Source organism: Nonomuraea turcica (genome assembly GCF_030718205.1).
Lineage (GTDB): Bacteria > Actinomycetota > Actinomycetes > Streptosporangiales > Streptosporangiaceae > Nonomuraea.
The window spans coordinates 64,777-76,990 of sequence record NZ_JAUZQF010000041.1 but is presented as its reverse complement, the minus strand read 5'-3'; the positions used below and the strand labels follow the sequence as shown (position 1 = coordinate 76,990).

Sequence of the window (12,214 nt, the reverse complement as noted above, 5' to 3'; positions counted from 1 at the left end):
TCCGCACAGCCATCCAGCCCTTGGCCGGCAACGCCCGCCCGTCCGGCCCGACCCCGCAGGCCAGCGCATCCAGATCCGCCGGGTTCCACCGGGCGGCGACCAGATCGGCGGTCAGTTCTTGTGCCAGGCTGGCCATCCAGGCGACCCGCTGGGCCAGCAGCGGCTGAGCAACGACCTCGCCGGTCTGCTCTACCACCGCGCCATGGGCGGTGCAGGTCGCGGTCGCGGTGAGCTTACTCATGCACCGCCCTCGCCTTCGAGGCGTGTGTCCGCTTGTGCCAGCAGCCGCTTGCGCGCCTCACGGGAGCGGATGCCGTACATACGGCCGGCGAATGTCGCGATCAGCGACATGAAGTCGGCCAGCAGTTGCTCCATGCCACCGGCGCTGCCCTTGGCGTGGAGCACCTCCACGCTCACCCCGTCACGAGCCAGCAGCGCGATGATCCAGGCCACCCCCGAATCGCGCCATTGCGGTTCTCCCGCAACCCCGAGGCCCTGTCTTTGTAGACCTTCACGATCCCGGTCCGGCTGGTGCGACGTAGTTCGTCTTCCTGCGCGGCCAGCGAGCTCTCCTGCCCGGCTGTACCCGACACGCGCACGTAAGCGACCTCGGCTCGTTCCCGCACCGGAGTGGCTGCGACACCGGCGAAGGCATCGAGGTCCGCTTCTTCGAATCGGCGCTCGGGCTAAGACTTACCGACCCACACGAACCGAATCTGGCCCTGGTCGGCCCATAGGCGCAGCGTCGTCGGGTGCACGCCCAGACGCTTAGCCGCCGCCAACCTCAACAAGGCCACGAAGAGATCATAGCGAAACCTTAGGCTTTCATAGCGAATACAAGGGACTGTTCAAACCCTGACCGGCGCATACCTCCGGAAAGGCTGAATGGTGGACGACTGGACTCCCTTCGAAGGCCCGTTTGACAGCGATGAGGCGTCGGATGCCATCGCCGATCTCGAAGAGCAGGAGGATGTCGCGGCCGCGATGGCGGAGGCACTTACTGGGTTCCTTGAAGACAGCCAGGAGTACGTAGAGGAGGGCTACGTCGAGTCGTCGTTGGCGATCAGTTGCCTGATCGCTGCTCGGATCTCAGGCATCGCGCCGGACGAGGTCGCCCATCACTGGCTCGACCGTAACCGGTTCACCGTCGATGATGATCTGCGCGATCTGGCTGCTGCCGCGTTCGCCCTGGCCACCCGGCCCCAGGAGAACTACCTCGCCGAATGTTACGGCCCCGAGTCCTGGAGAGAGTTCATCGCTCACCTCGAGCCCTACCGCAAGGCTCTGCGCGGCGAGCGCCAAGATCCGCCGGAGCCTTTCGTCCCGGACTACTCCGACCCACAGCGACCATGGCTGCGGGTCTACTGGAGCGATAACCGCGGAAGCCTGCCCCGCGATGGCGCCTACGAGCGCAGATCAGACCAACTTGTCCAGGCCGTCAACGAATCCCCCCAATGGAGGGCCTGGTGGCAGCGCTCGGGCCTCCAAGAACTGATCCTCTTTGGACACCTCGGGCCGGGTCCGCGCACCGAGCAAACTTCCCGAGGACGAACCACAGCCGAGGCCTGGTTCGGTTTCGACCACACCTACGATCTCGGCGACGCCACACCAGCGCAGGTCGCGTCCGACCTGCGCACCGGCCTGTCCCGCATTGCCGATTACCTGCGGCTTGGTCCGCTACCCGAGCTCAGCGACTTCGCGGTCTAGCACCTGACGAAGGAATCGGCCGATAGGGCGCCGTCTCCTAGTTCAGCCCAGAGATTGATCAAGCAGCGAGCCGGTGCTTGCTCTCGGCAGGGCCCACGGTGACCCGGCCGATCTCTCCACAACTGGCCCACGGCTAGAGAGTCGCACCCTGCTCCGGAGGCCGGTTGCGGAGGCGTGGTTCCCGTGCCATGGGCGTGGACGGTCAGGTCGCGAGCTTGGGGAGGACGGCCTGGGCGTCCGGCTCCGCGATTTCGATGCCGAAGCGGTCCCGCAAGGTCGCCACCAACTCCCCTGCCGTCGTCACCGGAAGATCCTCCAGCCGGATCCGCGTCCTCGCCGTAGTCCGCTGGACGAGCACGTGATGCCGGAACGGCGACTGCGGATACTCCGAGACGTAGAAGTTGGCGACCTCGAAGTCGCTCGGATAGTGCGGCTCGTCGGGGCGGAAGGCGTACAGCTCGGTCTCCTCCGAAACAGGCCCTGAATGCAGCACCCAGAAGTCGCCGTCGCGTCCCAGCCGCCACCGCCAAGGCCCCGACTCCAGCGTGGCGCCGTCTTCGAACGGCATCGGCTCCACCAGCCCGTCACCCCCGAACCCGACGTCGGCCAGCCACGTGCGGCCGTCCACCGTCACGGTGAGCGTGGCGTGCGAGCGGGGCAGGTGGGAGCGGCCGAGCCGGATCCTGGCCAGGTGGCGTTTCAGGGTGAAGCCGAGGCGTTCGAGCGCGGCCGCGAACAGCAGGTTCTGTTCGTGGCAGTAGCCGCCGCGCCCGCCCGTCACCATCTTGTCCTGCAGGCTGCCGAGGTCGAGGCGGACGCCGCGGCCGAGGAGCACGTCCAGGTTCTCGAACGGGATGGCCTGGGCGTGCGCCAGGTGCACGGCGCGTAACGTCGCCGCCGTCGGGGCGTGCGGGCCGTCGTAGCCGATCCTGGTCAGGTACGCGCCCAGGTCGAGTTTCGCAATGTCCCACGTCATGCGATCAACAATGACGGGTACGACGGCCCGTGCGCATCACGTGTTCACGGGATTCCGATCGTCAGCCGCGATTTCCGGTTTGGCGGACAAGACCAGCCGGATGGAGAAATTCCGGTAACCGGCGCGTTCGAACGCCCGGGCCATCGGCACATTCCCCAGGTCCGTGTCGGCCACGATCCGCTGCACACCCCGCTCGGCGTGCGAGCGGGTGATCTCGGCGAGCAGGTCGTCGACGTACCCGTGGCCGCGGTGCTCGGGCACGACCCCGAGGTAACCCACCACCGGTCCGGCGTTGTTGGCCGACGGCAACGCGACCCCGGCCAGGTCCCCGTCCTTCGTGTACGCCAGCCGCCACCACGACCGGTTCCCCGGCATCGACTTGTAGGCGTTGACGTCCTCGCGCGCCTGCGTCTCCGGGTCCATGGTGAGCAACCCCTGCCGCGTGTCGTAGTCGAGCGAGCCCACGGCCACCCGCCGGAACGCCGCGACGAACGCCTCGTCGTCGTCATCCCCGCGGAAGACGAGCCGCTGCGACGGCTCGGGCACGGGCTCGTCGGCCGTCCACTCGTAGCGGAGGCGTTCCAGCTCCTCCGTGAGCCCGGCGCGGCCGGCGGCCTCCCATCGCCAGGCGATCGCCGCCGTGGCCTTCGGGTCGTCGCGCCAGCCGTTGGACAGGAACACATGGTACGCGGGCCGTTCACCGGACTCGGTGAACGCGTGCCGGAGCAGGTCGGCGGCCAGGCCCACGCGATCCTCGACGGAGGGGTGGACGTAGAGGCAGTCCATCGCGAGCGGCTGGTCGCCGCCGGGGAAGCCCCACCAGACGGCGCGGGCCAGGATCCGGTCGCCGTCCTCGGCGATCCAGATACGGTCGTAACGGTAGTTGCCGCTTTCGAGAAACGACAGCAGGCGGTCGGGATGGGCCCAGCTGATGGACTCGTCGACGACGCAGCCGAGCAGGCGGTCTAGATCACCCTCGACTGCGGTACGGAAATGCACGATTCCTCCGAGAAGTGAAAGCGGGCGCGGTGAGCGCCCGGAACAATACCGAACATCTCAGCGCCTCCTTTCTTCCGACTTTTCGGCGTCAGCGGGCACTCTAGCGGAAATATCACGAAAGGATGGGCTCGTGAGGTCCAACGACGACGACACGCTGCCCCTGCAGCCTCCGATCCGGCTGCCCGACGAGGGCACGCTGGCCGCTGCCGTACGCGCCGCTCCCCTGGCCGACGAGCTGAAACCCGAGGGCGAGGACGCGGAGGTGCTGGCCGCCTGGGCGGACCACTGCCGGGAACGACTGGCCGCCGACGAGGGCCTGCTGCTGGAGCTCATCCGGATGTTCCTGTCACGTGAGCCGGCCAAGGGCGACATTCCCGAGACGCTGTCCGGGCTCGGGCTGGTGCGCCAGGCGGAGCCGTACACGCTGAGCTGGCTCGGCCTGTGGGCGGCGCGGCTGATCATCGCGGACACCACCGGGCAGGAGATCCCTGTCATGGGGTCGCTCGCGGACGCCGACGCGGCGGCGCTGCTGCACGGCCTGCGCTCCTATCCGGAGGCCGAGCGCGGCGAGGAGCTGGCGGGGTGGCTCAAGGGCAGGGATACGGACGCGGCGGCGGCGGAGATCGCCTCGGTGCTGGGAACGGTGAGCCCGCTGAGCCGGGCCGTCGGCGTGGAGCTGCTGTGGTCGGACTTCGGCGAGGAAGGCCGGCCGGCGCTCTCCAGGCTGCTCGAGGAGCCGAAGCTGGGTGCGGTGATCGCGGCCAGGACCGGGCGCGAGGACCGGCAGCCGGTGCCCGAGGAGATCGCGTGGGTGCTGGTGGACATGGCGGCGGCGCTGCTGGAGTTCGGGGACGCGCCGGTTGAGGTGATCAACTCCATCGCCATGGGGATGAACTCGGAGGAGCAGACCGGCACGATCGCGATCCTGGCGTTCGGAGACCATCCGTGGACGGGGCGGGTGCTGCAGGTCTTCATCGAGCATCATCCGGACGAACGGGTGGCGGCGGCGGCCCGCAAGGCCCTGCGCCGGCTGCGTGGCCTGGCCGATCTCCGCACGTGACGGGTCGTGTCCGCGCCGCGTCCCGGTAGAGTCGTCTCGGTGACGAAGCATACGATCTCCCCGCAGGCCGGCATCCTGGGTGAGGCGTTCGCCTGCGACTGCGGCGTGGTGCTCGGCGGCCGCATGACCGCCGAGCTGCACGCCTCCGAGAACGGCCTGTGCTCGGCCTGCCTCGGCTCCGCCGAGGAGCAGATGGCGCCGGGCCTGGCGCGCGGCTGCCCGTCCTGCGCGGGAAGCGGGCGGCGCAAGAGGCAGGTCACCTGGCAGCTGGCGTACGCCGAGGCCGAGAATCTGATCACGCTGAGCGTGGTGCGCGGGATCGTGGCCGGTTTCGACGGACCGTTCAGGCTGTCGGAGATCGCCGATACGGTGCGGTCGGGTCTCGGGCTGCCCGCCGGGCGGTTGCCGGTCGGGCCGCGGGTTCGCGATCTGCTGTTGCAGTTGCAGGCCGCGGGTGAGATCACCATGCTGTCGGCGCCCGACGAGATGGTCGGCGCCGACATGGTCCTCTACCGCGACCCGCAGTGGCAGCGGGCCCGCACCCTGGGCCTGTAGCGCCGGCCGAGCGCGGCCCCAGGTTTCTGGCGCCCGCTGAACGCGAGGCTGCCCCGAGCACGCCCGGCTCTGAGAGTCAGGCGCTTACGCGCGGCAGAGGATCTCGCCGTGCAGGATGGATATCCAGCCGTCGCCGGCGGCCGCCCACTCCAGCCACCCGTCCGAGATCCGCCGCAGATCGGCCTCCGTCGCGGCGCCGGTGGCCAAGGCCTGCTCGGCCATGGAAGAGCGCAAGATCCGCTCGGCCCACATGCCGCCCCACCAGGCACGGTCTTCCGGTGTGGCGAAGCACCAGGTGGAGGAGGTGGCGGTGACGTCCTCGAAGCCCGCGGCCCTGGCCCACGACAGCAGCCGCCGCCCGGCGTCCGGCTCGCCGCCGTTCGCCCGCGCGATCTTCTGGTACAGCTCCAGCCACTCATCCAGCGCCGGCACCCGCGGATACCAGGTGAACGCGGCGTAGTCGCTGTCGCGCGCCGCCACATGCCCGGTCGGCTTGGTCACCCGGCGCATCTCGCGCAGGGCCCGCACCGGGTCGCCCACATGCTGCAGCACCTGGTGGGCGTGCACGACGCAGAACGTGTCGTCGGCGTACGCCAGGTCGTGCACGTCGGCGACGGCGAAGTCCACGTTGCCCAGCCCTCTGGCGGCCACCTCGGCCTTCGCCAGGTCCAGCGCCTCGGCGGTGACCTCGGACGCCGTCACCTGCCCGACCAGGCCCGCCAGGTCGGCGGTGATCGTGCCGGGCCCGCTGCCCACGTCCAGGAGCGTCATGTGCGGCTTCAGGTGCGGCAGCAGGTACGCCGCCGAGTTCTCCGCCGTGCGCCAGCGGTGCGAGCGCAACACGGACTCGTGGTGGCCATGCGTGTAAACGGCGTCCATCGCCTGAACTCCTTCGTTTGGCTCCGATGCCGATCACTTTAGCGCGGGTCTCACTATTCAAGAGAGAATGTCTTATTATATGAGACAGTAGACTTGCTGCCGAAAGGTTTCCAAATGTTGAGAAAGGCGTTGGTCGTGGGAGAGGTCCGGCCGATCGTGCATGTGGGCGACCCGGTGCTGCATCACCCGTGCGAGCCGGTCACCCGGTTCGACGACGAGCTGGCGGCGCTGGTGGAGGACATGTTCGCGAGCATGTACGCGGCGGAGGGCGTGGGCCTGGCCGCCAACCAGATCGGCGTGCCGCTGCGCGTGTTCGTCTACGACTGCCCGGACGCCGACGGCGAGCACCACAAGGGCGTCGTCGTCAACCCCACACTGGAGCTGCCGGAGGTCGGTGAGCGCCACCTCGACGCCGGGGACGAGGGCTGCCTGTCGGTCCCCGGCCAGTACGCGCCGCTCCCCCGCCCCGACCACGCCACCGTGCACGGCTACGACGCCGCCGGGCAGCCGGTCACGGTCGAGGGCACCGGGCTGCTGTCGCGCTGCCTGCAGCACGAGACCGACCACCTCGACGGCCACCTCTACATCGACCGCCTGCCGGCCAAGCGCCGCAAGCAGGTGCTGGCCGCCTACCGCGAGGAGCACCCCTCCGCTGTAGCGGACAAGACACCGCTATAGTGGAGGAATGGACGGCGAAGGGGTCCTGTCCACCGGCCTGTCGATGGCCGAGCTGGGACAGCGGATCCGCGGCGAGCGGCGGGCGCGCGGGTTGTCGATCGAGCGGCTGGCCGAGCTGAGCCGCATCAGCAGGAGCATGGTGTCGGACGTCGAGCGCGGCGCCAAGACGCCGACCGTGCTGGTGCTCGACCGGCTGGCCACGGCACTCGGCACGTCGATCGCGCGGCTGCTCGACGAGCCGGCGCACGGCGCCATGCGCGTGCTGCGCCACGGCGAGCAGCGGGTGCTGCGCGACCCGTCGGGCTGGGAGCGTCGGGTGCTGTCGCCGGTGATCAGCGACGTGGAGTTCGAGTTCATGCGCACGACCATCGGTCCGGGCGTGGACGCGGGCGAGTTCGAGCCGCACGCGCCCGGGTCGCGAGAATACCTCGCGGTGGAGCACGGCAGCCTGCGGCTGACCATCAACGGCAGGGCGTACGTGCTCGACACCGGCGACGCCGTCTACTACCCGGGCGACTGCCGCCACGCCTTCGCCAACGACGGCGCCGTCGACTGCGTTTACTACCTGGCCATGGAGCTGGGCGGCGCCGGGCACCACGAAACACGGAAGGAACCCCTCGATGAATGACCTGCGCCCGGCGACCGTCAACGACGGCGAGGACCTGCGTGCGGCCGGTGCGAAAGCGGCCGCGATCGTGGCCGGGCACCTCGCGGGCGTCGCAGACCGGCCTGTCTGGCAGCCGGTGCCGGCCGCGGACCGTGCCTGGCTGAGTGACCAGGAGCTGCCGGAGACCGGACGCCCGCTGGAGGAGCTGCTCGAGGACGCCCGCGCGCACGTGCTGCCGCACCCGATGGGCAACGGCCACCCCCGCTTCTTCGGCTGGGTCAACTCCCCGCCCAACCCGGCGGGCGTGCTCGTCGAGCCGCTGGCCGCCGCGCTCAACCCCAGCTGCGCCGGCGGCGACCATGCCGGGCCGCACCTGGAGCGGGCGGTGGTGCGGTGGCTGGCCGAGCTGGTCGGGTTCCCGCATCGGCCCGGCGGCGGGTTGCTGACCAGCGGGGCGTCGATGGCCACGGTGATCTGCCTGGCCGCCGCCCGCCAGCGGGCCGCGCTGGCCGACGGCTGGGACGCTCGCGAGGAGGGGCTGTCCGGGCGTCCGCCCATGGTCATGTACGTCACCGAGGAAGGCCACAGCTGCCTGCACAAGGCCGCCCAGCTGCTCGGCCTGGGGGCGCGGCACGTGCGCACGGTGCCGGTGGACGCCGCGCACCGGATGGACGTGTCCGCACTGCGCGCCATGGTGGCCGAGGACCTCCAGGCGGGGCTGCGGCCGTTCTGCGTGGCGGGCAGTGCGGGCACCGTCAACTCCGGCGCCGTCGACCCGCTCGGCGAGATCGCCGACGTGGCCGCCGAGCACGGGCTCTGGTTCCACGTGGACGGCGCCTACGGCGCGCTCGGCATCCTGGCCGACGGCGCCTCCCCGCACTATGCGGGCCTGGAGCGGGCCGACTCCCTCGCGCTGGACCCGCACAAGTGGCTGGGCGTGCCGGTGGGCTGCGGGTGTGCGTTGCTGCGCGACCCGGCGGCTGCGCGGGCCGCGTTCAGCCTGGTGCCGTCGTACCTGATCGACGACAACGCCGGCGAGCTGGGCTGGTTCGCCGAGTACGGGCCCGAGCAGACCCGGCCGTTCCGGGCGCTGAAGACCTGGGCCACCCTGTCCCACCTCGGCCGCTCCGGCATCGTGAGCCTGGTGAACCACACGGCCGGCCTGGCCCGCACGCTCGCCGCCATGGTCGAGGAGGCAGCCGACTTCGAGCTGCTCGCCCCGGTCACGACGTCGATCACGGCCTTCCGCTACCGCCCGCACGACGGCGACGGGCTGGAGGCGCTCAACCGGGCGATCCCCGGCGCGGTCCAGGCCCGCGGGAACGCGTTCCTCACCGGCACCCGGCTCGGTGGCGGCGAGACGTTGCGGGCCTGCTTCCTGCACCCGGACACCACCGAGCGGGACCTGGCCGTGCTGCTCGACGAGATCCGCCTGGCGGCCAAGAGCCTCCAGACGTGAGTCGCCCATTCGCCCGGGTAGGGGGTCGGCCCGACCGACCTACAGGAGGCATTCCATGGCGAAGACCGTGGCGGACGTGATGACCAGCCACCCGGCGACGATCGAGGGCGACCAGCCCGTGTCCGTCGCCGCCGCGCTGATGCGTGAGAACGACGCGGGCGCCGTGATCGTCAACGACAACGGCCGCATGGCGGGCATCGTCACCGACCGCGACATCGCGGTGCGCGTGGTGGCCGATGAGAAGGGCCCGCAGACGCCGGTCCGCGAGGCCTGCAGCCCGGCCGTCGAGGCCGTCGGCCCCGACACCAGCATCGACCAGGCCGTGCAGCTCATGCGCTCGCACGCCGTGCGCCGGCTGCCAGTGGTCGAGGACGGCCGCGCCGTCGGCATCGTCAGTCTCGGCGACCTCGCGCTCGAGCGCGACCCGAACTCGGCGCTCGCCGACATTTCGGCCGCCGAGGGCAACCGGTAACGTGGCCGCGTGGTCACAGTCGACGATGTACGACAGTTCACGCGCACGCTTCCGCGCTCGTCGGAGCACCTCATCAGGGACCGGGTGAAGTTCCGCGTCGGCCAGATCGTCTACGTGGCATTCTCGCGGGACGAGACGCTCATGGGCTTCGGGTTCCCCAAGGAGGAGCGCGAGGCGCTGGTGGCGGCCGAGCCGGACAAGTTCCTCATGCCGAGGGAGTCGGATCTGCGCTTCAACTGGGTGGTGGTGCGCCTGGCCGCGCTGGAGGTCGCGGAGATGCGCGAGCTGGTGCTGGAGGCGTGGCGGATGTGCGTGCCGAAGAAGGTGCGCCTGGAGCAGCAGCTGGCCGCCGAGCGCGCCCGCCCCTGAGCTCAGGCCCGGGCACTGGGCTCAGGCGAGCCGGTCGACGCCGAGCGCGCTGATCAGCAGGCGTTCCTTGCGGTTGCCGAGCAGGCGGGCCGTCCAGTCTACGAACCCGCCGTCGCCGACCTCCAGCCCGTCGCCGTAGATCTTGTAACACAGGCCGGTGTAGTAACCCCGGCCACTCTCCCTGTCCGGGTCGGGTTTCGCCTCGAGCGGTGCGGCCACGCGCTCGAAGCGTTCGTCCAGGACCGTGACCCGCGCCTCGGGGTCCGGGATCCCGCAGGCGCGTACGGCCTTGGAGAGGATGGACAGGTGCTCGGCCGCGTGGCGCCGCTCGAACGCCAGGTCGCCGGTGTCCCGACCCGCCGTCACCAGCGCGAACAGGGTGAAGTGCGCGAAGACGGCAGCGCCTTCGAAGCGCTGGGCGCGGGTGACGCGTTGCAGCGCGGCCAGCCGTACCGGCCCGGCCCCTGAGGCGGCCCGGCGACGCACGGCCGCCTCCAGGGCGAGCGCGTTGGTGGGGTCGGCGGCGACCTCGCTGTTCCTGATGGTGGAGACGACCTTGTTCTGGTCCACCGGGCCGACCGCCGAGCAGGCGCCGAGCGGCGCCACCGGGGCGAGCGTGACCACCTCGACGTCGGCGGGCAGCGCCGACAACACGGCGTCCTCCGCGTGCCGCAGCCTGCCGAACGGAATCGGGGCGGGGGCGACGAAGCGGTCCTGGCCGTAGCGGCGCAGCACGTCGGCCGGAGCGAGCGCCCGGGCGCGGCGGCGCATCACCTCCAGCAGCAGCGTGGTCAGGTCGGCACCGGACAGGCGTTCGGACAGGACGTCCAGGATCTCGGGTCCGCCCGCCTGCCTGAGCACTCGGTCAAGTGCGCTCGCTCGCTCCGTCATCCCCCACCCCTATCACGGCGATTCCCGCCTACGCCCGGCATTTTCCGGCCGCCCGAATCATGAGGGCGTCACCAGTTGGCCGGCTCCGCGAGCGCGTAGGAGGAGGCGATCCTGGCGTGATCGTGGTAGATCGACAGAACGCTCTGCCCGCTCGGCGTGCCCTCACGCCAGCCGGTGCAGTAGATGCCCGACGACCATCGGATGGTCTGCGACGTCTTGGGCAACACCGTGACCCCGGTACGGCTCCACGTCTTCTGCCCGTTGATCCAGACCTCGAAGGCGCCGTCGGTGGCGTGGAACTTGAGGCGGGTGACGATCCTGATCCACGTCCCCCGCAGATTCGTGATCTTGCCGAGGGTGGCGGAGAAGCCGCCGGAGCCGCCGATTCTGATCTCGTCGTTCTGGACGAACATCAGCTCCCACGGGCCCTCGGGGTCCTCGGGCGACCACTGCTGGAAAGTGACGTTCTGGTTGTGGAACTGCCAGGTCGGCGGCAGGTAGATGGCCTGGCCGTAGTAACGGTCCTGGCCCACGGCCTGGGTCCGGTGCTGGACGGTCTCGGAGTGGTATCCGCCGCCCTCGTTGACGTAGGTCTGCCTGGCCTCGACGGCGGTGGTCCCCTTGTAGACGGGGCTGGTGACCGTGCGCAGCACGCCCTGCTTCTGCGGCTTCTGCGGGAAGCTGTTCCAGCTCCCGGACACACCCGGGCAGGCGATCACCACCAAGCGCGGCGGCACGATCTACCTCGATGAGCGTGATGGCGCGTTCTCCACACGCATTGTGCGCCGCGATGGCTCGGCTGTGGAGGACGTCCGGCCCATTGCTGATCCCGGCGAGCTGGCGATTGCGATCCGCTCCCTGGTGTTCAAGGCACGAGCCTGATCGGCCTGTGGTCAGCGGGCTGAACACCGCCGACTGCCTCAGCGGTCCCAAGGAGCCGAGCCGGCAGCGGTTGTTTGCTGTCACCGGGGTTCGGTTCCTGCAAACTGCCAAGCGCGAGTTGGCCACCGGGAACCCCGGACGACGACTAGTCACGGTGGGCCATGACGGCGAGGGTCTGCGGACAACGGACAGCCTGGTCGGCGCCGGCGATCCGCGCGGTGGTGGTATCGGCCGCGGTCACGGCGGCCGCTCGGGGCCAGCGGCGGCGCGGGCTGAGGTTGCCGCGGATCTCGACCGCTCCCCAGACGCCCACGCAACGGCCGCGCACGTTGACCACAAGGGGGCCGGCGGTGGAGTGAGACGTAGTCTCTACATCCCTGGCATCCACCCATGTGCCGCCGCCTACCTGCCTATACGGCTGGTAGTTACCTTAGGCTCGGGTAGCCCGCACAATGTCGAGGATGGCGTCTACGACGAGTTCCGGCTGGTTATGGTGGATGTAGTGGCTTGCCTTCTCAGCCACGGTGGACGGCGTGGCCGCCCGTACCGAGCAGGATCCGCAACGCCAGCACGGTCTCGCCCAGCGGTGAGATGGCGAACCGTACCTTCGCGACCGACGCCGCGGTAAACCTGATCTCGACCGCCATCCGCCCTCATCATGTAGCTGTGGCTAAACGATA

18 protein-coding genes and 1 pseudogene are annotated in these 12,214 nt (G+C 70.1%); 9 read left to right on the top strand and 10 right to left on the bottom strand.

The genetic code is table 11. The features are described from left to right. From Q9G87_RS55685 to Q9G87_RS61165, 3 genes and pseudogenes are all read right to left on the bottom strand, one after another. Positions 1-241: pseudogene (locus Q9G87_RS55685) on the bottom strand (zinc ribbon domain-containing protein); the annotation flags it as partial. Continuing rightward, complete coding sequence (locus Q9G87_RS55680) at positions 238-453, bottom strand: recombinase family protein (protein ID WP_305924811.1); 216 nt, start codon at positions 451-453, stop codon at positions 238-240. The gene Q9G87_RS55680 and the pseudogene Q9G87_RS55685, both read right to left, overlap by 4 nt. Further along, a complete protein-coding gene (locus Q9G87_RS61165; protein ID WP_371825986.1) occupies positions 414-599 on the bottom strand; it encodes a recombinase family protein in 186 nt (61 codons plus the stop codon). Before Q9G87_RS61165 ends, Q9G87_RS55680 begins: the two co-directional genes overlap by 40 nt. 286 nt (positions 600-885) lie before the next feature. Here Q9G87_RS61165 and Q9G87_RS55675 point away from each other — a divergent pair, with 286 nt between their 5' ends. After that, positions 886-1,707 (top strand): DUF4259 domain-containing protein, encoded by an 822-nt coding sequence (locus tag Q9G87_RS55675; RefSeq protein WP_305924810.1) that lies wholly within the window; start codon positions 886-888, stop codon positions 1,705-1,707. A 202-nt stretch (positions 1,708-1,909) separates the two neighbouring features. On the opposite strand, the gene Q9G87_RS55670 is transcribed toward Q9G87_RS55675, so the two are convergent. Beyond that, on the bottom strand, positions 1,910-2,683 hold the full coding sequence (locus tag Q9G87_RS55670; protein WP_305924809.1) for an arylamine N-acetyltransferase family protein: 774 nt from the start codon (positions 2,681-2,683) through the stop codon (positions 1,910-1,912). Between the two features lie 36 nt (positions 2,684-2,719). Beyond that, on the bottom strand, positions 2,720-3,682 hold the full coding sequence (locus tag Q9G87_RS55665) for a GNAT family N-acetyltransferase (RefSeq protein ID WP_305924808.1): 963 nt from the start codon (positions 3,680-3,682) through the stop codon (positions 2,720-2,722). Between the two features lie 130 nt (positions 3,683-3,812). Here Q9G87_RS55665 and Q9G87_RS55660 point away from each other — a divergent pair, with 130 nt between their 5' ends. Together Q9G87_RS55660 and Q9G87_RS55655 are read left to right on the top strand one after the other, a co-directional pair. Next, on the top strand, positions 3,813-4,742 hold the full coding sequence (locus Q9G87_RS55660; RefSeq protein WP_305924807.1) for a hypothetical protein: 930 nt from the start codon (positions 3,813-3,815) through the stop codon (positions 4,740-4,742). Positions 4,743-4,781: 39 nt separating this feature from the next. Next, on the top strand, positions 4,782-5,297 hold the full coding sequence (locus Q9G87_RS55655) for a hypothetical protein (RefSeq protein ID WP_305924806.1): 516 nt from the start codon (positions 4,782-4,784) through the stop codon (positions 5,295-5,297). Positions 5,298-5,381: 84 nt separating this feature from the next. Here Q9G87_RS55655 and Q9G87_RS55650 read toward each other — a convergent pair whose 3' ends face one another. Then, entirely contained in the window at positions 5,382-6,176 is a 795-nt protein-coding gene (locus Q9G87_RS55650) for a class I SAM-dependent methyltransferase (RefSeq protein ID WP_305924805.1), read from the bottom strand. A gap of 114 nt (positions 6,177-6,290) precedes the next feature. On the opposite strand from Q9G87_RS55650, the gene def reads away from it, so the two are divergent. From def to Q9G87_RS55625, 5 genes are read left to right on the top strand one after another with little or no spacing between them, the layout of a single operon-like run. Beyond that, positions 6,291-6,854 (top strand): peptide deformylase, encoded by a 564-nt coding sequence (def, locus tag Q9G87_RS55645; RefSeq protein WP_305924804.1) that lies wholly within the window; start codon positions 6,291-6,293, stop codon positions 6,852-6,854. A 7-nt stretch (positions 6,855-6,861) separates the two neighbouring features. Then, positions 6,862-7,482, top strand: a complete 621-nt coding sequence (locus Q9G87_RS55640) for a helix-turn-helix domain-containing protein (protein ID WP_305924803.1) — start codon at positions 6,862-6,864, stop codon at positions 7,480-7,482. Continuing rightward, the gene (locus tag Q9G87_RS55635; RefSeq protein WP_305924802.1) at positions 7,475-8,920 is read left to right on the top strand and encodes a pyridoxal phosphate-dependent decarboxylase family protein; all 1,446 of its coding nucleotides are present in this window, start codon (positions 7,475-7,477) and stop codon (positions 8,918-8,920) included. The genes Q9G87_RS55640 and Q9G87_RS55635 overlap by 8 nt, the downstream gene beginning before the upstream one ends. 55 nt (positions 8,921-8,975) lie before the next feature. Beyond that, the gene (locus tag Q9G87_RS55630; protein WP_305924801.1) at positions 8,976-9,392 is read left to right on the top strand and encodes a CBS domain-containing protein; all 417 of its coding nucleotides are present in this window, start codon (positions 8,976-8,978) and stop codon (positions 9,390-9,392) included. 9 nt (positions 9,393-9,401) lie between these two features. After that, the gene (locus tag Q9G87_RS55625; protein WP_305924800.1) at positions 9,402-9,761 is read left to right on the top strand and encodes an MmcQ/YjbR family DNA-binding protein; all 360 of its coding nucleotides are present in this window, start codon (positions 9,402-9,404) and stop codon (positions 9,759-9,761) included. A gap of 21 nt (positions 9,762-9,782) precedes the next feature. On the opposite strand, the gene Q9G87_RS55620 is transcribed toward Q9G87_RS55625, so the two are convergent. Continuing rightward, a complete protein-coding gene (locus Q9G87_RS55620) occupies positions 9,783-10,652 on the bottom strand; it encodes a hypothetical protein (RefSeq protein WP_305924799.1) in 870 nt (289 codons plus the stop codon). A 68-nt stretch (positions 10,653-10,720) separates the two neighbouring features. Next, positions 10,721-11,305, bottom strand: coding sequence for a heparin lyase I family protein (locus Q9G87_RS55615; RefSeq protein WP_305924798.1), 585 nt, complete (start codon positions 11,303-11,305; stop codon positions 10,721-10,723). Between Q9G87_RS55615 and Q9G87_RS55610 the strand changes: the two genes are divergently transcribed. Continuing rightward, complete coding sequence (locus Q9G87_RS55610; RefSeq protein WP_305924797.1) at positions 11,289-11,534, top strand: hypothetical protein; 246 nt, start codon at positions 11,289-11,291, stop codon at positions 11,532-11,534. The genes Q9G87_RS55615 and Q9G87_RS55610 overlap by 17 nt on opposite strands. A gap of 145 nt (positions 11,535-11,679) precedes the next feature. Here Q9G87_RS55610 and Q9G87_RS55605 read toward each other — a convergent pair whose 3' ends face one another. Continuing rightward, the gene (locus Q9G87_RS55605; protein WP_305924796.1) at positions 11,680-11,847 is read right to left on the bottom strand and encodes a hypothetical protein; all 168 of its coding nucleotides are present in this window, start codon (positions 11,845-11,847) and stop codon (positions 11,680-11,682) included. Positions 11,848-12,049: 202 nt separating this feature from the next. After that, the gene (locus Q9G87_RS55600; protein WP_305924795.1) at positions 12,050-12,181 is read right to left on the bottom strand and encodes a hypothetical protein; all 132 of its coding nucleotides are present in this window, start codon (positions 12,179-12,181) and stop codon (positions 12,050-12,052) included. Positions 12,182-12,214 lie beyond the last annotated feature (33 nt).